This window comes from Brucella lupini, from assembly GCF_002252535.1.
GTDB lineage: Bacteria > Pseudomonadota > Alphaproteobacteria > Rhizobiales > Rhizobiaceae > Brucella > Brucella anthropi.
In genome coordinates, this window is the sequence record NZ_NNRN01000053.1 from 43,357 (window position 1) to 64,107 (window position 20,751).

A 20,751-nucleotide genomic window follows, 5' to 3' on the forward strand; every position below is an offset into this window, starting at 1 on the left:
TAATACTTGAACATCGTGTATCTATGGGGGCTTCGATGCGTAAGGCCATCGTATTGGGCGGATACGGGCTCATCGGCAGAGCGTGCATGGGAGCTTTGGAGAATGCAGGATTTGAAGTTGTCGGCGTAGGACGGTCGCGTCATGCGGCGCTTGCCGCTGATGCAAACGCGACATGGTTGATCCGTGACATACCAACCATCTCGGTCCACGAATGGCGATTGCTGCTGGGCAATGTCGATGTCGTAGTAAACGCTGCCGGAGCACTGCAAGACGGCGCGCGTGACGGTCTTGAAACCATCCACGTCGCGACGGTAGCTCGTCTGGTTGAGGCAACGAAGGACATTCCCTTACGGATTGTCCAGATTTCGGCGGCTGGCGTTGGAGCTGAAGCATCAACGGAGTTCTTTCGGTCAAAAGCGCGCGGCGACGAAATACTGGTGAGGAGCGGACGAGATTGCGTGATCCTGCGTCCAACGCTTGTTTTGTCGCCAGATGCCTACGGTGGCACAGCGCTTTTACGTGGCGTTGCTGGTTTACCGTTAGTTTTGCCGCGTGTTTTGCCTCATGCTCAGGTGCAAACTGTTCATATCGATGATGTAACAGAGGCAGTAGTGGCAGCGGCGAGGAGAAAACTGCCATCCGGGCTTATTGCCGATCTCACCGAACCCGAAGTTCAAAGTTTTTCCGAACTCGTTGACCGCTTCAGGCAATGGCAGGGATTTTCGTCTCCGTGGTTGCGCCCGAAAGTGCCCGCACCGGTGCTGAAATCAGTGGGGAAGTGCGCTGATCTGCTCGGCTGGCTGGGGTGGCGATCACCGATGCGCAGCACTGCGTTACAGGCGCTTGCCGATGGGATACGAGGCGATCCGAGCGCGTGGCTTGAGGCGGGCGGTTACCCCTGTCGTTCGCTAGTTTCGACACTGAGAAGTCTGCCGTCCACGCGACAGGAACGGCTTTTCGCCCGGATGTATTTCATGCTGCCACTGGCCATCGCCACGCTTGCGCTGTTTTGGTGCGTGTCGGGCCTATTCGCTTTATTATCTCCGATGCGTGCTGTGGCAGTTCTCGAAGGACATGACGTCCCGGCATGGGTGGCAAGCATCACAGTGTATGGCGGCGCATTTGCAGATATCGGATTGGGCCTGGGAATCCTTTGGCGTTCGGCAACGCGCATTGCGGCAGTCGGAATGATAGTGCTTTCGGCCTGCTATCTCTTCGGTGGTCTGGTGGTTGCGCCAGATCTGTGGCTTGATCCACTTGGACCGATGGTCAAAGTGGTTCCAGCTATTGTTTTGGCAGCTATCGTTGCGATGATGCTGGAGGCGCGATGACCTATGATATTCTCCGTTTTCTGCATGTGATCGGTGCAACGGTCCTGCTTGGCACCGGCGCGGGTATCGCGTTTTTCATGGTCATCTCCAATCGCTCAGGAGACCCGCGGTCGATTGCCCATGTCGGTGGCATCGTCGTGTTGGCTGATACGGTTTTCACTGCAACTGCTGCCATTTTCCAGCCAGTCACCGGCTATTTGCTTGCACGTGAAGCAGGATGGCCTGTCCTGTCCGGTTGGGTTGGGCTTTCGTTGGCGCTCTACATCTTTGTTGGTGCATTCTGGCTGCCAGTTGTCTGGATGCAGATCCGGCTACGGAACATAGCGCGTCAGGCTGTTGTTGAAGGAAAACCGCTGCCGTCGGCCTATCACCGTCTCTATCGCTGGTGGGTTGCTTTTGGTTTTCCGGCATTTGCAGCAGTATTGGCCATTATATGGCTGATGCTGACCAAGCCTTCAATTTAAAGACCGGCATCCCGATAGAGATGCAACGGGCTCTGCCATCTCGCCAGTCATCAAGGTCTGCGCCAATCCGGAAACCTGTCGCAAGCTAGCGGGAGACATGGATGTCGACGCTGGCAGAATCCTGGAGGGTCGAGCCACCCTAGACGAGGTCGGTAACGAAAGACTAGATCTCATAAAGAACGTGGCGCGCGGTGTAACAACCAAGTCGGAGCATCAGGGCCACCACGAGTTTATCCTGACCTACAAGATCTTTGAGCCGGTAGGCCCTGCTTGCCTGCCTACGATCGCGGCAAGGATGTAAGAGTGGCGGCTGAACCTCTCAAAAAGCGCCTAATTGTGGATTGAATCTCATGAGACTTGGCACAAGCCATAGAAACATCACACTCAATTTGCATGGTTTGCTACAAAAGCCTGCGGGCGGGACCGACCTGCTGCGCTCTTAGATGCCATCGTGTTCCTGATCGTGGGGCTGTGTTATGAAGACATTCGACGCCATATTCATCGGCGCAGGCCAAGCGGGGCCTTTTCTTGCTGCTCGCATGGCAGCTCAGGGTCGCAAGGTCGCACTTATCGAACGAAAATACCTCGGTGGCACCTGCGTCAATGCCGGATGCATGCCGACCAAGACGCTGGTCGCGAGCGCTAGAGCCGCGCATGTCGCCAGCCGAGCAGCGGAATTCGGTGTGACAATCGTCGGACCCGTCGGCATTGATATGAAAACCGTTCAGGCAAGAGCCGAGAAAGTCATATTGAACGCGCGCAACAATCTCAAAACGTGGTTCGACGGACTCGATACGTTGACTGACGGTCAGGAGAACATTGTGGCAATCATGTTCGTGCGAGCGCAGATGATCAGCAGGGGAGCGGGGCGCAACATCATCTCGGCTGCCGCCTATCGTCACCGCACCCGGATGAGAGACGAACAGACCGGAACCTTGTTTAACTATCGCGGCGGCGACGATGATTTGGTCCATGAAGAACTGGCGTTGCCGGAAGATATTCCAGCGTGGCTGAGGTCAGCAATCGAAGGCAAGACTGTCGCTGCGGCAAGCGAGACACTGTGGAATGCGGTTGACGCATTTGAGACGCGTGTGAACGCACAGTTTGCCCGTGAACTGATTATTGCTCTGCCGGAGGAACTGACGCTTAAGGAAAACATCGCCCTGGTCCGTGAGTTCGTGAGAGACCAGCTGACCGCAAGGGGCATGATCGCCGACTGGGTTTATCACGACAGGGACGGTAATCCGCATGTACATGTTCTGACAACGCTTAGGCCCCTGACAGCGCAAGGGTTCGGCCTCAAGGTCATGCCTGTCCCCGGCGATGACGGAAAGCCACTTCGTGTGGCGGCAGGGGACCAGCCGAAGGGCAGGATCGTCTACACAGTCTGGGCGGGTAACAGGGATACGATGAAGGCGTGGAAGATCGCCTGGGCGCAAACAGCCAGCCGGTATCTGGCGCTCGCTGGCCGTGACATCCGCCTTGACGGTCGTTCCCATGCCGAACAGGGACTTGAGGGGATTGCCCAGCGGCATCTGGGACCCGGAAAGTCGGCGATGATGCGCAAGGGCGCCGAGATGTATTTTGCACCCGCCGATCTGGCACGCCGGCAGAAAATGACCGCCCGGCTGCTTGCCGATCCGGGGCCTCTCCTCAGGCAGCTTGGCAATGAACGCTCCACCTTTGACGAGAAGGATATCGCAAGGGTCATCCACCGCTATGTCGATGATCCGGCAGACTTTGCCAATATCCGTGCACGACTGATGGCCTCTCCCGATCTGGTGCTCCTGAAACCGCAGCAGGCCGGCCCGCTGACTGATCCGATGACTGGTCGTGTGAATGGCCGGGTGACTGGCGAGGCAAGGGAACCGGCAATCTTCACCACCCGCCAGATCCTGCGCACCGAACATGACATGATGCGTTCAGCCGATGCCCTGTCGAGGAGGAAGGGGTTCGGGATTTCGGACGCAGGACGCGCAGGCGCAGTGCGTTTCGTCGAAGGGGACAATCCGCTGAAGCCGTTCAGGCTGGACCCCGGGCAGATTGAAGCCATTCGGCATGTGACGGACGACAGCGGCATCGCTGCCGTCGTCGGTCTTGCCGGTACGGGCAAGTCGACATTGCTTGCAGCTGCGCGCCTTGCCTGGGAGAGCGGGCATCACCGTGTCCTTGGCGCGGCCCTTTCCGGCAAGGCTGCCGAGGGGCTGGACGAGAGTTCCGCCATCAGATCGCGAACGCTTGCCGCGTGGGAGCATGCCTGGAATAACGGGCGTGACCGGCTGATGCGCGGTGACATCCTCGTCATCGACGAGGCAGGCATGGTCTCCTCGTTGCAAATGGCGCGTGTGCTGGATGCTGCAGAAAAGGCTGGCGCAAAGGTTGTTCTGGTCGGTGATGCCATGCAGCTTCAGCCGATCGGGGCCGGTGCGGCTTTCCGGACAATAGCGGAACGGATCGGTTCAGCCGAACTTGCCGGTGTGCGTCGCCAACAGGACCAATGGGCCCGCGATGCCTCAAGTCGCCTCGCTCGCGGCGACACCGCGGGCGGACTGGAGATCTACGCCGGACGCGGGCATCTGGTCGAGGCGGAAACCCGGGATGAACTGGTCAGCCGTCTGGTCAGGGACTGGGCCGATGCGCGGCGGAAAATGGTCATGCCATCACAGCCGGGAGGGGGCGTGCGGCCAGGGACGGGGATCGCGGCGCTAAACGGTGGCGGCCGGCTACGGGGTGATGCGTTGCTGGTGCTGGCGCACACCAACAGGGATGTCCACAGGCTGAATGAGGCCTTGCGCAAGGTGATGCGGGAGGAGGGAGCGCTCGGTGCCGCGCGCAGCTTCCGGACAGAGCGGGGCATGCGGGAGTTTGCTGCTGGCGACCGGATCATCTTTCTTGAGAACGCCCGTTTCCTTGAACCGCGTGCAGGGGGAAACAATCCGCAATACGTCAGGAACGGCATGTTCGGCACGGTGGTCTCGACCGGCAACGCATTCCGCGCGCTGCTGCTTTCTGTCCGGCTCGACAGCGGCAGCGAGATTGTTCTGAGCGAGGACAGCTACCGCAACATCGATCACGGCTATGCGGTGACAATCCACAAGTCGCAGGGCGCGACTGTCGACCGGACCTTTGTGCTTGCCAGCGGCATGATGGACAGGCACCTGACCTATGTGTCCATGACCCGTCATCGTCACAGGGCTGATCTTTATGCTGCGCGCGAGGACTTCAGGCCCGGGCCCGGACGGGAGGACAGGGCCCCTGTTGACCACGCGAAGGGGGTCACCGGCGAACTGGTCGAAACCGGGGTGACAAAATTCCGGCCCGGGGATGAGGATACGAATGACACGCCCTATGCTGATGTGAAGGTTGAGGGCGGGAAGGTCCATCGCCTCTGGGGTGCCGGTTTGCCGGCGGCCCTGTCGGCTGCGGGAGCTTCCAGAGGGGATATGGTTACGCTTCGCAAGGATGGCGTCGAGACCGTGAAGGTAAAGGTTGCAGTTCCTGATGCGCAAGGCGGTGAAAGGCACTTTGAGGAGCGCACGGTCGAACGCAATGTCTGGACGGCCAAGCTGCATGAAGCCACAGATGTCCGCCGCAAAAGGGTTGCAAGCGAAAGCCACACGCCGGAATTGTTCCGGCAACTGGCCAAACGCCTCGGGCGTTCGGGCGCCAAAACCACGACGCTGGATTTTGCTGGTGAGGCGGGCTACCAGGCACATGTCCGGGACTTTGCCCGCAGGCGTGGCATCGACACACTTGCCGGGATTGTCGCTGGCACAGGGGCAGGAGCAAGACGCCAGCTGGCGTGGCTGGCGCAAAAGCGCCAGCAGGTGGCAAATCTCCGGGAGAGGGCAGGTGCGGCGCTCGGTTTGGCAATCGATCGGGAACGCAGGATTTCTTATCATGAGAGGCAATCCGGAAGATTCCCCATACAGAATCCGACAGCCCCGATGTCCCTGGATCGAAATTCTCCGGGTTCGTCCCACACCCGGCCGACTGACAATATCGGGCAGGGCTCGAAAGCTTGCAACATACCGCCGCTGCTTGCCGCCGTGACAGAGTTTACAACCCCGGTGGAGGTTGAGGCGCGCGCGAGGGCATCCGCGGCAGCCCACTACCGCCATAACCGAACAGCACTTGCCAAAACGGCCTCTCATCTCTGGCGGGAACCCACCAGTGCCGTCGATACGATCGAGGCACTGATCCGGAAAGGCATTGCCGGTGATCGGATTGCGGCAGCCATTGCCAATGATCCTGCGGCCTATGGCGCCCTGCGCGGCTCCAGTCGGCTGAGGGACAGGCTTCTGGCCGTTGGCCGCGAGCGAATGACAGCACTGGAAGCCGTGCCGGATGTGCAGGCAAGTGTCCGCTCGCTGGGATCGGGCTGGGCCTCAGCCCTGAAGGCTGCAACAACAGCAGTCACGGCAGAGCGTCAGCAGATGGCAACCGCCATTCCAGGATTGTCAGAAGAGGCTGGCGAACAACTCCGTCGCATCACAACTGCGATGCAAAAGAAGCACGCGCGGCTTGATGCCCTCGCCGGTTCACTCGAACCGCATATTCGTCGGGAGTTTACAAGCGTCAGCCGCGCCCTTGATCTCAGGTTCGGGCGCAACGCAATCCTGCGCGGCGACCGTGACAACGTCAGTCGCGTGCCTCCCGCACAACATTCCGTCTTCGAGGGGCTTCAGGACAAGTTGAAGATTTTGCAGCAAACAGTTTCGACCGCCAGGGCCCAGGAAATTGCAGCGATACGTCAGAGCCAGAAACTCGACCGCGGTCAAGACTTCCGGCACTAACCTGTTTGCGAAGTCCAGAGCCGATCCATTTCGTGCCGTTTGCCCCGGACTGTTGCAACATATGAACTGTGTCGACGGGATCGGGTTCTGCATGAGGTAAAATTCGACCGTGTGACAAATCTCTTCACTTTGATCTATCTTGACATTCAACCTACTGGAAGGTAGGTACTGAGTATGAGCAATTTGTCCACCACTTCCGATGATATTCTCGCTTGCGCCAAAACCTTGATCATGTCGGGTGGGTATAATGGATTCAGCTACGCGGATATCGCCAGCGTCGTAGGCATTCGCAAGGCCAGTATCCATCATCACTTCCCGAGCAAGGTCGATCTGGTAAAGGCACTAATCGTGCGGCATCGTGAAGATACAGAAGCAGGTTTTGCCAATCTCGAGAGCAAAGTCGATGATCCGCTGGAGCAACTGCAGGCTTATACTCAATACTGGAGTGCGTGTATCACAGACGGGAGTGCGCCATTCTGTGTAGGGGCGCTTCTGGCAAGCGAAATTCCTGTATTGCCACAGGAACTTGCTTCTGAGATTCAAAACTATTTCAGATCGTTATCGAGATGGTTGACATCAGTCCTCACACGCGGCGCAAGACAGGGCCGCATTCGCTTGATCGACTCCCCTGACATCGAGGCAGAAGCCTTTGCTGCTACCGTTCACGGAGGGATGTTGTCAGCGAGAGCCCACAGCGATCCGAAGATGTTTTCGCTTATAGTTGAACCAATGCTTCGCAGACTGGCTGCGGCACAGTGATTTCGATCAAAGCCTGATCATGCTCGGTAGTCAGGCTATCAATTGGCAGGGAGGTGAATGCGGCGACCCCGTTATCCAGCTTGCAGCCATCACCGCATTGATATTTCGAAACATGCCGGGCGCAGGCAATGCCTGGAATGAATATCGAAATGTTGCGTGCCTGTTTCTGGAATGTCGCTGTCACGACGGTGCTTCTCGTCGGCCAGTTGTCGGAACGCCGAGCGAATTTTGGGAAGGATGACAGTGGTGAATGTGGATGGATGCAATCAGTATGGCTGGAATGGTTAATCGACCGTCCTAATCAATGAACGGGTTTACCCTCAAACCTATCTACTAGTAGGTTGTTATCTTTACAGGAGCTTTGGTTATGTTTGGAATTTCCCCGCTCGGCTGGGTGCACACGATCGGCAGTTTGCCTGCCATTCCCCTGGCCATCTACATGTTCGTCCGCTACGGGCGCATTTTGCCCCGGTCAAAATCCGGCGGCCTTTATTTTGTCTCGATGCTTATAGGTGCTGGCACAACATTTCTCGTTGCACGCCAGCAGGTCAGCTATGTTATCGGTGCTGCGACGATGGTTCTGCTGATTGCCGGCTATGCAATCGGTTACAGTTCAGTCTTCGGTCGTGCGACCCGCTATCTGGAAACAGTCTTTCTAAGCTTGACTGCCTTCCTGCTAATGGTGCCGGCGGTAAGCGAGGTATTGCGGCGCGTACCAGATGGTCATCCATTTGTGACCGATCTCAAATCCCCGTTGTTGCTGGGCGCGCAGGGCAGTCTTTTGATCATCCTCATCACAGGACTGACAGCTCAGCTTATCTATCTGAAAAAACAAAACAATCGGTGATCGCGTGGATGGCATGTTTCTCCTATCCACGGAATGAGGTTCAAAGACCACGCGGAATAATGAGCTCTGTCGGTATCATTTCGGGTGGGTTGTTCGTTTGAACGGACTCGTCCAGAAGTTCAAAGGCGCGTTCGATCATTGCCTGAACATTTTGCCGGACCATCACAACCGGGAAGTGGAGAACTTCGATGAAGGGGTCCCAGTCGAAACATCCGATGGAGCACTCCCGGACCTCGTCAACCGGCAGCGTCTTGAGAAAACTGACGACGCCCTCAAAAGGGCTCGTCGAGTTGACGAACAGTGCCTCTGGCAATCCATTCAATTTTTTATAAATATCGCGGATGGTTCTCGCGGCGGCATCGGGACCATAACCATTCGTGATTATGGCGTCGGAGTGAACGGGGAAGTTCAGCGCAGCCAGTTCATCCTTATACCCGCGCACACGTGCGCGGGTGTTGTGGTCACTATCCACGCCACCGATGAAGTAGAAGCTGTTTTCCGTTCGATGAGACCTGCGGCTGGCAATCTGATGCGTCAGTACGCGGGCACCGTCATAGTTGTCACTGATTACGGATGCGCCATGCTTTCCGGGAAGATCCACGTTTATATGTTTCAGATGAGCCTTTTCGCAGAGTTCGGCGACACTGTCCGGATCGGTTGCGCCCGCGATCAACAAGGCGTCGACATTGTGGGCAATCAATGTTTCCACGGTGCTGCGTTCCTGCTGCGGGTCGCGTAATGTGCTGGCTACAACGGGGATAAGATTGCGTGAGCGCGCCACCGTCTCAAACGATGCGGCCATGGAGCTGAAGTATCGGTTGTCCAGCATAGGCAAGATCATGCCGATCATGCCGGAATTGGATATGCGCAACCCGCGTGCCTGAAGGTTGGTGGTATAACCGAGTTCGCTCGCTATTACTCGAATTCTGTCGGCTGTTGCTTTGGTAATTCTTCGATTTTCCCATGAACCATTCATAACCGAAGCAACGGTCGACGCGGATACACCAGCGCGCTCCGATATATCGTAAATGGTTACTTTCCGGGGGATGCTCATCAGGCCTGCTTTGCGTCTGGGTCGGGTCCCGATCTTAGCGGTGCGATAGCGTTTGCTGCAAGTAGGGGAAGGCGTAATCCAATCTATTCCTCTGTCATTTTCCTCTTGACCAGATGCAGGATGTTGAGCGATGGTTATGTTGCACTATCGATGGTGCAACATGATTGTATGCCGAGAGGAGCGGTGCACACATGCCGAAGCCAGGAACGGCTTCCCATCATGCGTCACAAGCCCCGTCAGCATTGCTCGATTTGATTGGTGCGCCGCAAAGCAATGCGGCGCCAAAATGCCGGAACTCCAGGGAACTGGAGGTCGCTATAGGGAGAACATATGGGGTGGAGTAGCGATATAAAGTTTGTCTGCAAGATTGTGTAAAATACAAAATTGAAAACCCAATGGGAGTGAGACATGAAAAATATGTTTGGTAAGGCAGCCTTTGCTGCGGTGGTGCTATCGTCGTTCGCTGGCAATGCTCAGGCGGAAGTGAAGGACGCAGTGGTCGGCTTTTTAATGCCAGACCAGGCATCGACGCGCTATGAGGAGCGCGATTATCCGGGCTTCGCTGCCGAGATGAAGAAAATCTGTGAAAGCTGCAAGGTGCTTTATCTCAATGCCGATGGTGATGCGAGCAAGCAGCAGCAGCAGTTCAACTCGGTCATATCGCAAGGTGCAAAAGTGATAGTGCTCGACGCGGTCGATACGGCAGCGGCAGCCTCGCTGGTCAAGCTCGCCCAGTCGCAGGATATCAAGGTCATTGCCTATGACCGTCCGATCCCGGATGCGACGTCTGATTTCTACGTGTCGTTCGACAATGAAGCCATCGGCAAGTCGATTGCGGAATCGCTGGTAAAGCACCTGAAGGACAAGGGTGTCGCGGGTGACAAGGGCGGCGTTCTGCAGATCAACGGTTCGCCAACCGATGCCGCTGCCGGTCTCATCAAGAACGGTATTCACGCCGGTCTGAAGGACAGCGGTTACAAGACGCTCGCCGAATATGACACGCCTGAATGGGCGCCGAGCAAGGCTCAGCAGTGGGCTAGTGGCCAGATCACCCGCTTCAATGACCAGATCGTCGGCGTTGTCGCTGCCAATGACGGCACTGCAGGCGGTGCGATCGCAGCCATGAAGGCGGCAGGCATCGATCCGCTACCACCGGTTACCGGCAACGATGCGACGATTGCAGCACTTCAGCTGATCATTTCGGGCGATCAGTACAACACGATCAACAAGCCATCTGAAATTGTTGCCGCAGAAGCCGCGCGCGTCGCGGGTCAGCTTCTGAACGGCGAAACTCCGAAGGCCGAAGCCACGCTTTATAACACTCCGTCGAAGCTTTTCGTTCCAGTGGTGGTGACCGCCGAAAACCTCAAGGCTGAAATTATCGACAAGAACATCGTTTCCGCAGAAACGCTTTGCGTCGACCGTTATGCTGACGGCTGCAAGAAGCTTGGCATCACCAACTGACCAACGACGCGCCCGGCCGGTTATCCGGTCGGGCAGTTTGATGTGCAATGGCATATCCTGCAATATGCCAGGGAAAGTGAGATCATGTCCCAAGATCACGAAGCCGCTGCGTCGTCGCGGCAGCCAGTGCTGCGTCTAAGCGGCATATCCAAGAATTTCGGTGCCGTTTCAGCGCTGACAGATATCGATCTGGAAGTCTTTCCGGGCGAAGTTGTCGCTCTTGTCGGTGATAACGGAGCAGGAAAGTCCACCCTGATCAAGACACTGGCAGGTGTCCATCAACCGACATCCGGCAGTATCGAATTTAATGGTGAGAAGGTTGTGCTTTCGTCGCCGGGCGTTGCGCTCGATCTCGGCATTGCGACAGTCTTTCAGGATCTGGCGCTGTGCGAGAATCTCGACGTGGTCGCCAATATTTTCCTTGGCCGCGAAATGAGCCCCTATCGGCTTGATGAAGTGTCCATGGAGATCAAGGCGTGGAAGCTTCTGAACGAGCTTTCCGCCCGCATCCCGAGTGTACGCGAGCCGGTCGCCTCCCTTTCTGGTGGCCAGCGCCAGACGGTTGCGATCTCGCGCTCGCTGTTGCTTGATCCCAAGCTCATTATGCTCGACGAACCGACGGCAGCACTTGGCGTTGCGCAGACTGCTGAGGTTCTCGATCTTATCGAGCGCGTCCGTGACCGTGGGCTCGGTGTCTTGATGATCAGCCACAATATGGAAGACGTTCGTGCTGTCGCGGACCGCATCGTCGTGCTGCGGCTTGGCCGAAACAATGGTGTTTTTTACCCGGATTCCTCAAACGAGGAGCTGGTCGCAGCCATCACCGGCGCAAGCAGCAATTCCGTTTCCCGCCGTGCCGAACGGCGTCAGGCGCAGCATGAAACCGGTCAGGCCCATGATCGGGGAGAAGCATAATGAACCAGGCAACCGGAAATACCCCTCTCGATCGCCAGGACACTCGCGTGCGCCATGATGAAGGCGTTTCGGGCGCGCTGCGCAATTTCTTCGACCGTGTCCGGTCGGGCGATCTTGGATCGCTGCCGGTCATCATCGGTCTCGTCATCATCTGGACCGTTTTCCAGACGTTGAACCCGGTTTTTCTGTCGAGCAACAATCTCGTAAACTTGCTGTTCGACTGTTCGACTATCGGCGTGATTTCGCTGGGTATCGTCTGCATTTTGATGCTGGGTGAAATCGACCTTTCGGTCGGTTCGGTTAGCGGACTTGCGTCAGCCATTGTCGGCGTGCTTTGGGTCAATCATGGCTGGCCTGTTGGCGTTGCAATGCTGGCGGCGCTGTGCACCGGCGCGTTGATCGGCCTGCTTTACGCGTTCCTCTATAATCGCTTCAGCATGCCAAGCTTTGTTTCCACACTGGCCGGTCTGTTGGCGGCGCTTGGCCTTCAGCTTTATCTGCTGGGCAATACCGGCTCGATCAACCTGCCTTATGGTTCCTGGCTCGTGAGTTTCGGCCAGCTTCTGGTTATGCCGCGTCCGCTGTCCTATGCGTTGGTGCTGATTGCCGGACTTGCGATCTTCTTCACCGGGTTCCGCTCTGCGCAGCGCCGCCGTGAAGCCGGTCTGTCAGCGCCGTCGTCGCTCGGCATAGCGCTCAAGGCCATCGTCATCACAGTCATAGTCGGCGGTGCTGTGTTTTATCTCAACCAGTCGCGTGGTGTGCCATGGATGTTCGGCCTGTTCGTGGCGCTGGTCATCGCGATGAATTACGCACTCACGCGTACCCAGTGGGGGCGCGCGATGCAGGCAGTCGGCGGCAACCGCGAAGCCGCACGCCGTGCTGGTATCAATGTGAAATTTATCTATATGTCGGCTTTCATGACCTGTTCGGTTCTGGCTGCAGCAGGCGGCATTCTGGCCGCAGCTCGCCTTGCTTCTTCCAGCCAGCAGGCAGGCACTGGCGACGTCAACTTGAACGCGATTGCAGCAGCGGTCATCGGCGGCACTAGCCTCTTTGGCGGACGTGGTAGCGCCTGGTCGGCTCTACTTGGCATTATCGTCATCCAGTCGATTGCCAGCGGTTTGACGCTGCTCGATCTGTCATCGTCGCTTCGCTACATGATTACTGGCGCTGTGCTCGCCATCGCCGTGATTGTCGACTCCCTCGCCCGCCGCTCGCGCCAGTCGCACGGTCGCGCCTAAAACTTTAAGGACTGAAAAATGGCTCAGGATCTCAATGGAAAAGTCGGCGCCGTTACCGGTGCTGCCTCTGGCATCGGCTTCGAATGTGCAAAGCACATGTTAGAAGCGGGAATGACGGTGTTTCTCGTCGACCGTGACGAGAAGGCGCTTAATGCAAAATGCGCCGAGCTTGGCGATAAAGCCAGACCGCTGGTCATTGATCTGCTCAATCCGGCATCAGTCGCCACCATGATGCCGCAAATACTCGACCAAGCGGGCAAACTCGACGTATTTCACGCCAATGCGGGTGCCTATATTGGCGGACCTCTTTGGGAAGGTGACCCGGATGCATGGGACCGCATGCTGAACCTCAACATCAACGCGGCTTTCCGCACCATTCATGCGGTTCTGCCACATATGATGGAACGAAAGACCGGGGATATCATCATGACAAGCTCTGTCGCAGGTGTCGTGCCGGTCATCTGGGAGCCAATCTATACCGCATCCAAACATGCCGTTCAGGCTTTCGTTCATACGGTTCGCCGTCAGGTTGCGCCGCACGGTATCCGCGTTGGTGGCGTTCTGCCTGGTCCGGTGGTTACCGCACTTATTAGCGACTGGCCGAAGGCAAAGCTGGATGAAGCGCTGGCTAATGGCAGTCTGATGGAACCGAAGGAAGTCGCGGAATCGGTGATGTTCATGCTGACCCGCCCGCGCAACATTACCATTCGCGATCTGGTCATCCTTCCACAAAGCCTCGATCTGTAAATGGGAGCGACCATGACCAGCTATTATCTGGGCGTCGATGTCGGCACCGGCAGCGCTCGCGCCGGTCTTTTCGACGCTAGCGGTACCATGCTTGCTTCGGCCAAGCGCGATATCACCATCTGGCGTGAGGCGGGCAGCATTGTCGAGCAGTCGAGCGTCAATATCTGGCAGGCTGTTTGCGAAAGCGTGCGCGAAGCCGTCAAGACTGCCGATATTGATCCGACGGACATTGCCGGTATCGGCTATGACGCGACATGTTCGCTGGTTGTGCTGGGCGAGGGTGGCAAGTCGCTTGCAGTCGGTCCGTCCAACGATCCAGCGCGCGATATTATTGTGTGGATGGATCATCGCGCTGTTGGCCAGGCAGAACGCATTAATGCGACCAAAGCCAAGGTTCTCGACTACGTTGGCAGCACCATTTCCCCCGAGATGGAAACGCCGAAGCTGTTGTGGCTCAAGGAAAACAAGCCGGAAACCTTCGCTGCTGCATGGCAGTTTTTCGATCTTACCGATTTTCTCACATGGAAATCTTGCGGCAGCCTTGCCCGTTCGGCCTGCACGGTCACCTGCAAATGGACCTATCTCAGTCACGAAAAGCGCTGGGATGAGACCTTTTTCCGTGAAGTAGGCCTTGGCGAACTGGCGGACGAAAATTTTGTCCGCATCGGCACGGACGTTCGACCCGGTGGCGAGAGTCTTGGCGGCTTGAGCGAACAGGCCGCGGCAGAACTCGGTCTTATGCCGGGCACAGCTATTGCCGCTGGCCTGATCGACGCTCATGCGGGCGGGATCGGTACGGTCGGAGCACGCGGTCCGGAGGGCCGGATATTGTCGCGCATGGCCTATGTGTTTGGCACGTCGGCCTGCACCATGACGACCACCGAACAGCCGGTTTTCGTGGATGGTGTATGGGGTCCTTATTATTCGGCGATGGTTCCGGGCCTGTGGCTTAACGAGGGAGGACAATCGGCAGCGGGTGCCGCTATCGATCATCTGATCCACATGCATCCTTTCGCGAAGGAAGCGGAGAAGCAGGCAACCGCCCAAGGCAAGGGACTGGTCGACATTCTTGCTGCAGAAGTCGATGCGAGGGGAGGCCCTGAAGAGGCAGCTGCCATCATTGGCGACATTCATGTCGTGCCGGAGTTCCTCGGTAATCGTGCACCGTTCGCGGACCCTGATGCGCGCGCAATCATTGCCGGGCTAGATCTCGATGCCGGGATCGACAGCCTTACTGCACTTTATTTGGCCGGGCTGTGCGGCCTTGGCTATGGTGCGCGGCAGATCGTGGAGGCCCAGAAAGCAAAGGGTATCGCGACCGATACTATCGTCGTCTCGGGTGGGGCTGCACGGTCGCACCTGGTGCGACAGGTGCTTGCCGACACGACCGGTCTTGTCATCGCCGCCTCGACTTCGCCCGAACCTGTTCTGCTCGGCTCTGCAATGCTGGGTGCGGTCGCGTCGGGGGCTTACCCTGATCTTGCATCGGCCATGGACGCCATGTCGGAACTTGGAGAAGTTAACAGGCCGGATGCCGGGCTGGCCAGGTGGCACGACCAGCGTTTCGAGGCTTTCACACTTTTGCAGGCAACCGCTCGCAAAATCCGCGTGGTTCAACTGAGCTAGATTGTTCCCGGCACGTAGGCAGTTCCGGTTGCATGATCTGCGGTCGGGTCTGACAGCCCCGACGACAGCGAACATTGAAGACTGTACACGCAGAAATGGATGCTTCTTCACGTTCAGGGCTTCGACAGCAGGCTGTCTGTCTTGCGGGGCTGCTTATGCAACTCAGGTCGCTTCTCAATGATCTTGGCTATGCCAGGCGCATTGCCAAGGGACTGAACAATCTTCTTGAGATACGAAAGCGTTTCAAGGATGACTCGCTGCGAAGCCTCTTGGAGATGTTTGACGAGGATACTGCGCTGGTGGCCATCTAAGGCAGGACGGAAATGCCGATTTCAGTTCGAGCCATGGCTGGATTTCAACCATCGCCAATTTCCCAGACTGCAGCACCGGCAATCATTCCAGCACCGGCGGCCGAAAGAAGCAGCCGTTCGCCTGACTGAAAAGGCTGCGATTTCGATGCCAGTGATAGCGATAGCGGGATTGTCGCCGCCGACGAGTTGCCGAACAAAGCAATCGATCTGGCGGTAATGGAGGCAGGCAGGTGCAACTGGTCGCAGACCGTGTCGGTGATCCGCGCATTGGCCTGATGGGGAAAGAACCTGTTCACATCGGTGGCACTAAGCGCTGCCCGTTCAAGCGCGTCGGTTGCGCAACGCGACATCATACGAACGGCCTGCGTAAAGACGGCCTTGCCGTCTCGCATGGTCATTCTTGTCTCGGCAGCGGGAATGGAAATCAGCCCGTAATTTCCGCCATCGGACATGAGCGCCGATCCACGCAGTCCAGCATGTGGATCGTTCGATGGTGCAAGCAGGACTGAACCAGCGGCATCGGCAAAGAGAATTGCTGTGTTGCGCTCCTCCATACTGATCCGGCGGCTCAATATATTGGCTGCCACGACCAGAACCGGCTTGCGGAAGTTTTTGACAAAGCCGTCTGCCAGAACAAGCGCATAAAGGAACCCGGAGCAAGCGCCTGCAAGATCGATCCCGCCGCAGTTTTCCAGCCCCAGCTTGTGAGCGAGAAGCGGCGCGGAAGGTGGCAGGAGATGATCGGGCGTTGATGTCGCGAGAATGACAAGCGCCACCGAATTGTGCGGAACACCGGCATCCTGGAGAGCCATTTGTCCCGCCTTCATCGCCATGTCCGTAAGAGTTTCATCCGGTGCCGCCCAACGCCGTTCGCGAATGCCGGTGCGCCTTTCGATCCAGCCAGTATCCAGTCCGAGACGCTGCTCCAGTTCATCATTTGCAACTCGGCGGTCTGGCACGTAATGGCCGAAACCCGCCATACGGCTCGAAATACTCATCGCGCTGCCGTCTCGATCATATCAGCCGCCGCATGAATCGCGTCATAGGCAAGGTCCAGATCAAGTGGCGTTACGCAATAGGGGGGCATCAGATAGATCACGTTGCCGAGCGGACGCAGAAGCACACCCCGTTTTCGGAAGAAGGATTTCAATTGCGGCCCAGCATCGGAAAGGTAGCCGGTTTTTTCGACCGCGAGGTCAAGGGCGGCGATGGTTCCTTGCTGGCGAACATTGGTGAAACGAGGATCATCCTGAAAACGCGATAGCCTTTCCGAGTGCAATTGCCCCAATGTCCTGATGCGATCCGCGACGGGTTCCGTTTGCCAGACTTCTATATTTGCACGTGCTGCCGCGCAGGCAATCGGATTGGCCGTGTAGGAACTGGAATGAAAGAATGTGCGGCTGCGATCATTCGAAAAATGCGCATCGAAGATTTCAGCCGTGCTGAGCGTTGCGGCCAGCGGAAGAGCGCCGCCGGTAATGCCTTTGGAAAGGCAAAGAATATCCGGCGAGGTGGATGCCTGTTCGCAGGCGAACATGGTGCCCGTGCGTCCCCATCCTGTCATCACTTCATCGGCGATCAGCAGTGTTCCGTATTGTTGCGTGATCCGCCGGAACTCGGCGAGCAGGCGAGGAGGATAGATTTTCATTCCGCCTGCACCCAGAACAAGCGGTTCCAAGAGCAGAGCGGCAACCTTGCCACTCCGGCAGAAGTGCTCCAGCGCATCGAGTGCTTCCTGCTCCCGCCCCACCGATGGAAACGGAATGGTGTCGACCTGAAACAGCAGGGGGGCATAGGCGGAGTTGAACACACCGCGCGCACCGGTGGACATGGTGCCAATCGTATCGCCGTGATAGCTATGCTCCAACACTGCGATGCGTGAACGCGGTTTGTTTCTATTGTGATAGAAGCCGAGCGCCATCTTGATAGCGACTTCGACTGCTGTGGAACCGCTGTCGGAATAGAACACATGGGCGAGGCCTTGCGGGGTGAGTTTGACCAGTTCTTGCGCCAGCTTTTCTGCCGGTTCGTGAGTGAATTCGGCAAAGATGATCTGATCGAACTGGTCCAATGCGTCCCGGATCGCCGCCATGATCTTTGGGTGACGGTGCCCATGTGTAATCACCCACCATGACGATATGGCATCGAGCACCGAACGACCGGTTTCATCCTGCAAATAGGCACCGTCAGTTTTGACGATCCTGCGGAAAACCGGTTCTGTGGCATGCTGGGTGAAGGGATGCCAGACAGGAGACGAACGTCCGTTCATTCGGAAGCCTCGTAAAAAGCGCTCATATTGAAATGCTCGCGAAACGCATGGCGGAGCGTGTCCGGGTCAAGTTTCGCAAGGTGGGGCAGTCGCCCCAGTCTGCGAACGCCGCTCAGTTCCGGGATGATCTGCTCGGTATCCGGTTGAGGATCGCCGATGAAGGCAATACCGAGCACGGGAATATTGCGCCGGTTCAATGCTTCAAGCGAAAGCAGTGTATGATTGATGGTTCCGAGGCTGGTTCTTGCACAAAGGATGATCGGCTTTTGCCAGCGTGCAAAGACATCAATGAATGTCGTGCGGCGTGTCAACGGTACATGCAATCCGCCTGCGCCTTCGATTACGAGAGGTGCATGGACCGATGGAACATCCAAGGCGTCCGCATCAATTTCCACTCCGTCGATCTGTGCTGCAAGATGCGGCGAAGCGGGCGTATTCAAGCGCCAGCACTCCGGAATGATGTTCTGGCGTGAGAGCCCGGTAAGCTGGACAACCGTTTCGCTATCGGTTGTTTCTTCCAGCCCCGACTGAACCGGTTTCCAGTAATAAGCACTGAACGCATCTGCGAGAGCTGCGGAAAAGACGGTCTTGCCGATACCCGTATCGGTGCCGGTAACGATCAAAGTGCAGTTCATATCAATTTCTCCGCCATGATCGTGGCAAGGTATTCGAACATGCGCGTTATCGTGGGTTCATCGACATTGAGCGTGATGGTGATGCGCAGGCGCGCCGTGCCGACAGCCACTGTTGGCGGGCGTATGGCGCGTATGTCGAAGCCCTTGGCTTGCATGCGATGTGCGATACGCAAGGTGCGGTCGGCATCGCTAATGACGAGCGGCAATATCTGCGTTCCGCTGCCGGCTTTGCCAAAGTGATCGGCGAATTGCGCATTGGCAAATGCGATAAGCCGGTGCAATTCACGCCGACGATATTGTTCGGCGATCATGGTTTTCAGCGCAATCCGTGTTGCGGATACTTGCAAGGGCGAAGGCGCAGTCGAATAGATGAATGGCCGTGCGCGATTGACGAGAAAATCGCGAAGGACCGGATGTGCTCCAACCAGCCCGCCGGAGCTGGCCATTGCCTTGCCGCAGGTATGCAGCGTGATAATGTTCTGTCGGCCTTCCAGTCCGGTAGCAAAACCGCGTCCATCTGGCCCGTGCACGCCCGTCGCGTGGGCTTCGTCGATGAAAAGAAAAGCGCCGTGGTGGTCTGCTATCTCGATGAGATCGGAAAGCGGCGCGATGTCACCATCCATAGAATAGAGGCTTTCCACCACAATCCACGGCGTGCCGCGTCCGCCCTTTTTGCGCCATGTGCAGATTGCTCTATCGAATGCATCCGCATTGTTATGCGGGATGGAAACGGTTTCGGCCTTTCCGGCCCGCATGCCTTCACGTGCGCTGGCATGGATCAGTTCGTCATAGGCAATCAGATCGCCGCGTAACGGCAAAGTCGAGAGAACTGCTAGATTTGCCGTATAACCGTTATTGAAATACAGCATTGAAGGTGCACGAAAACAGAAAGCAGCTTCAGCCTCCAGAAGTTCGTGTTCCGGGTGATTGCCGCGCAACAGCCGGGAGCCGCCAGCCCCGGTGGCAAGGCCGTTTTCCAGCTCGGCTATCAATGCATTACGGATCGACGGCGATGCGGCAAGACCCAGATAGTCATTCGAGCTGAAATCCGCACCTCTGTTATCGGCAAGTGCGCGCAGATGCTGCCGCCGCTGTAAGTTTTTCAACTTCGCAGCGTAACGGGCCAACGGGTTGGTGCTCATGCATGGGCATCCAGTGCATCGGCGGTCAGGCCAAGCCGTCGCATGAGGCTTGTGTCGCGATCTTCGCCCGGATTGGCGGCGGTCAGCAGCATGTCGCCAATAAAGATCGAATTTGCGCCTGCGAAAAAGCAGAGTGCCTGCATTTCATCGCTCATCGAACTGCGCCCCGCTGTCAGCCGGACATGCGATTGCGGCATCATCATGCGGGCAAGGGCGATGATGCGGACAAAGGCGATAGGATCGACGGGCGATGCTTTCTCCAGCCGTGAACCGGGCATCGGGATCAGCATATTGATTGGCACGCTTTCCGGTGGGATGGGCAAATTTGCCAGCGTCACCAGCATTTCGATGCGATCGTCTTCGGTTTCTCCAAGGCCGAGAATGCCGCCGCTGCAAACCTTGATCCCTGCTTCCCGGACATGGGTGAGCGTTTCCAGTCGATCATCGAAACTGCGCGTCGTGATGACCTGCGGATAAAACCGCTCCGACGTATCGATATTGTGGTTGTAATAATCGAGCCCAGCCTCCGCAAAGGTCTGCGCCTGATCCGGGTTCAACATGCCCAGTGTCATGCAGGTTTCCAGACCAAGCGCTTTCACCTGTTTGACCATCTCGACAATCGCGGGCTCATCCCGCGTCTTCGGGCTGCGCCAGGCCGCACCCATGCAATAGCGGGTTGCGCCGCTATCCTTTGCCTTTTTCGCTTCCTCGAGGACTGTATCCAGACTCATCAATCTGGAAGCTTTGAGACCCGAAGCGTGATGTGCCGACTGGCTGCAGTAGCCACAATCTTCCGGGCAGCCGCCCGTCTTGATGTTGAGCAGTTTGCTGAGCTGAACGCGGTTCGGATCGAAATTGGCACGATGAACGCTTTGTGCCTCCAAAAGGAGATCGTTGAACGGAAGTTCATAGAGCAGACGCGCGCTTGCGAGCGTCCATGCATCCTGTTCCGATTTGGACGCCGTTTTCTCAGCGCCCTCCGGGTTCGATTGCACCGTATTGAGCATGCTTTCTCCATTTTATCTATAAAAATAGAAAGAATCTATGAAATATAGATTATCTGCATGAGTATCGGTGACTCAAGCTAAAATATTATAGATAATTATGGATTGCGCATAATGATGCACTGCGTTGTGACTGTGCCAGA

At 57.0% G+C, this 20,751-nt stretch carries 18 protein-coding genes and 2 pseudogenes; 13 read left to right on the forward strand and 7 right to left on the reverse strand.

Annotated elements, in window-relative coordinates:
* The first annotated feature begins 35 nt into the window (after nucleotides 1-35).
* From CES86_RS17105 to CES86_RS17130, 7 genes and pseudogenes are all read left to right on the forward strand, one after another.
* Complete coding sequence (locus CES86_RS17105) at nucleotides 36-1,331, forward strand: SDR family oxidoreductase (protein WP_051129051.1); 1,296 nt, start codon at nucleotides 36-38, stop codon at nucleotides 1,329-1,331.
* Entirely contained in the window at nucleotides 1,328-1,795 is a 468-nt protein-coding gene (locus CES86_RS17110; RefSeq protein ID WP_010660297.1) for a DUF2269 family protein, read from the forward strand. Before CES86_RS17105 ends, CES86_RS17110 begins: the two co-directional genes overlap by 4 nt.
* Before the next feature lie 34 nt (nucleotides 1,796-1,829).
* Nucleotides 1,830-2,096: pseudogene (locus CES86_RS17115) on the forward strand (UxaA family hydrolase); the annotation flags it as partial.
* Nucleotides 2,097-2,271: 175 nt separating this feature from the next.
* Entirely contained in the window at nucleotides 2,272-6,591 is a 4,320-nt protein-coding gene (traA, locus tag CES86_RS17120) for a Ti-type conjugative transfer relaxase TraA (RefSeq protein ID WP_094514992.1), read from the forward strand.
* Nucleotides 6,592-6,765: 174 nt separating this feature from the next.
* Entirely contained in the window at nucleotides 6,766-7,350 is a 585-nt protein-coding gene (locus CES86_RS17125; protein ID WP_029928293.1) for a TetR/AcrR family transcriptional regulator, read from the forward strand.
* A 137-nt stretch (nucleotides 7,351-7,487) separates the two neighbouring features.
* On the forward strand, nucleotides 7,488-7,658 hold the full coding sequence (locus CES86_RS27560; protein ID WP_155243279.1) for a hypothetical protein: 171 nt from the start codon (nucleotides 7,488-7,490) through the stop codon (nucleotides 7,656-7,658).
* A gap of 59 nt (nucleotides 7,659-7,717) precedes the next feature.
* Nucleotides 7,718-8,197, forward strand: coding sequence for a hypothetical protein (locus tag CES86_RS17130; RefSeq protein ID WP_029928289.1), 480 nt, complete (start codon nucleotides 7,718-7,720; stop codon nucleotides 8,195-8,197).
* Between the two features lie 40 nt (nucleotides 8,198-8,237).
* On the opposite strand, the gene CES86_RS17135 is transcribed toward CES86_RS17130, so the two are convergent.
* Together CES86_RS17135 and CES86_RS28175 are read right to left on the reverse strand one after the other, a co-directional pair.
* Nucleotides 8,238-9,047 (reverse strand): substrate-binding domain-containing protein, encoded by an 810-nt coding sequence (locus CES86_RS17135; RefSeq protein WP_235819941.1) that lies wholly within the window; start codon nucleotides 9,045-9,047, stop codon nucleotides 8,238-8,240.
* Between the two features lie 96 nt (nucleotides 9,048-9,143).
* A pseudogene (locus CES86_RS28175) lies at nucleotides 9,144-9,251 on the reverse strand (LacI family DNA-binding transcriptional regulator); the annotation flags it as partial.
* A 417-nt stretch (nucleotides 9,252-9,668) separates the two neighbouring features.
* Here CES86_RS28175 and CES86_RS17140 point away from each other — a divergent pair.
* From CES86_RS17140 to CES86_RS27565, 6 genes are all read left to right on the forward strand, one after another.
* On the forward strand, nucleotides 9,669-10,715 hold the full coding sequence (locus tag CES86_RS17140; RefSeq protein WP_235817422.1) for an ABC transporter substrate-binding protein: 1,047 nt from the start codon (nucleotides 9,669-9,671) through the stop codon (nucleotides 10,713-10,715).
* An 84-nt stretch (nucleotides 10,716-10,799) separates the two neighbouring features.
* Complete coding sequence (locus CES86_RS17145) at nucleotides 10,800-11,630, forward strand: ATP-binding cassette domain-containing protein (protein WP_029928283.1); 831 nt, start codon at nucleotides 10,800-10,802, stop codon at nucleotides 11,628-11,630.
* On the forward strand, nucleotides 11,630-12,874 hold the full coding sequence (locus CES86_RS17150) for a sugar ABC transporter permease (RefSeq protein WP_036582542.1): 1,245 nt from the start codon (nucleotides 11,630-11,632) through the stop codon (nucleotides 12,872-12,874). The genes CES86_RS17145 and CES86_RS17150 overlap by 1 nt, the downstream gene beginning before the upstream one ends.
* A gap of 18 nt (nucleotides 12,875-12,892) precedes the next feature.
* Nucleotides 12,893-13,621, forward strand: coding sequence for an SDR family oxidoreductase (locus CES86_RS17155; protein ID WP_029928279.1), 729 nt, complete (start codon nucleotides 12,893-12,895; stop codon nucleotides 13,619-13,621).
* A gap of 12 nt (nucleotides 13,622-13,633) precedes the next feature.
* Nucleotides 13,634-15,247, forward strand: a complete 1,614-nt coding sequence (locus CES86_RS17160; RefSeq protein WP_010660776.1) for an FGGY-family carbohydrate kinase — start codon at nucleotides 13,634-13,636, stop codon at nucleotides 15,245-15,247.
* Between the two features lie 155 nt (nucleotides 15,248-15,402).
* The gene (locus CES86_RS27565) at nucleotides 15,403-15,558 is read left to right on the forward strand and encodes a hypothetical protein (RefSeq protein WP_155243308.1); all 156 of its coding nucleotides are present in this window, start codon (nucleotides 15,403-15,405) and stop codon (nucleotides 15,556-15,558) included.
* Nucleotides 15,559-15,602: 44 nt separating this feature from the next.
* Here CES86_RS27565 and CES86_RS17170 read toward each other — a convergent pair whose 3' ends face one another.
* Genes CES86_RS17170 through bioB form a run of 5 tightly spaced genes read right to left on the reverse strand, consistent with a single transcriptional unit; the run spans nucleotide 15,603 to nucleotide 20,611 of the window.
* Nucleotides 15,603-16,556, reverse strand: a complete 954-nt coding sequence (locus tag CES86_RS17170) for a beta-ketoacyl-ACP synthase III (RefSeq protein ID WP_080641737.1) — start codon at nucleotides 16,554-16,556, stop codon at nucleotides 15,603-15,605.
* Complete coding sequence (locus CES86_RS17175) at nucleotides 16,553-17,827, reverse strand: adenosylmethionine--8-amino-7-oxononanoate transaminase (protein ID WP_036582533.1); 1,275 nt, start codon at nucleotides 17,825-17,827, stop codon at nucleotides 16,553-16,555. Before CES86_RS17175 ends, CES86_RS17170 begins: the two co-directional genes overlap by 4 nt.
* Complete coding sequence (gene bioD / locus CES86_RS17180; protein WP_010660779.1) at nucleotides 17,824-18,462, reverse strand: dethiobiotin synthase; 639 nt, start codon at nucleotides 18,460-18,462, stop codon at nucleotides 17,824-17,826. Before bioD ends, CES86_RS17175 begins: the two co-directional genes overlap by 4 nt.
* Nucleotides 18,459-19,604, reverse strand: a complete 1,146-nt coding sequence (locus CES86_RS17185) for an 8-amino-7-oxononanoate synthase (protein WP_094514995.1) — start codon at nucleotides 19,602-19,604, stop codon at nucleotides 18,459-18,461. The genes bioD and CES86_RS17185 overlap by 4 nt, the downstream gene beginning before the upstream one ends.
* Nucleotides 19,601-20,611: a biotin synthase BioB gene (gene bioB / locus CES86_RS17190; protein ID WP_010660781.1), complete on the reverse strand. Its 1,011-nt coding sequence runs from the start codon at nucleotides 20,609-20,611 to the stop codon at nucleotides 19,601-19,603. The genes CES86_RS17185 and bioB overlap by 4 nt, the downstream gene beginning before the upstream one ends.
* Nucleotides 20,612-20,751: the final 140 nt, after the last annotated feature.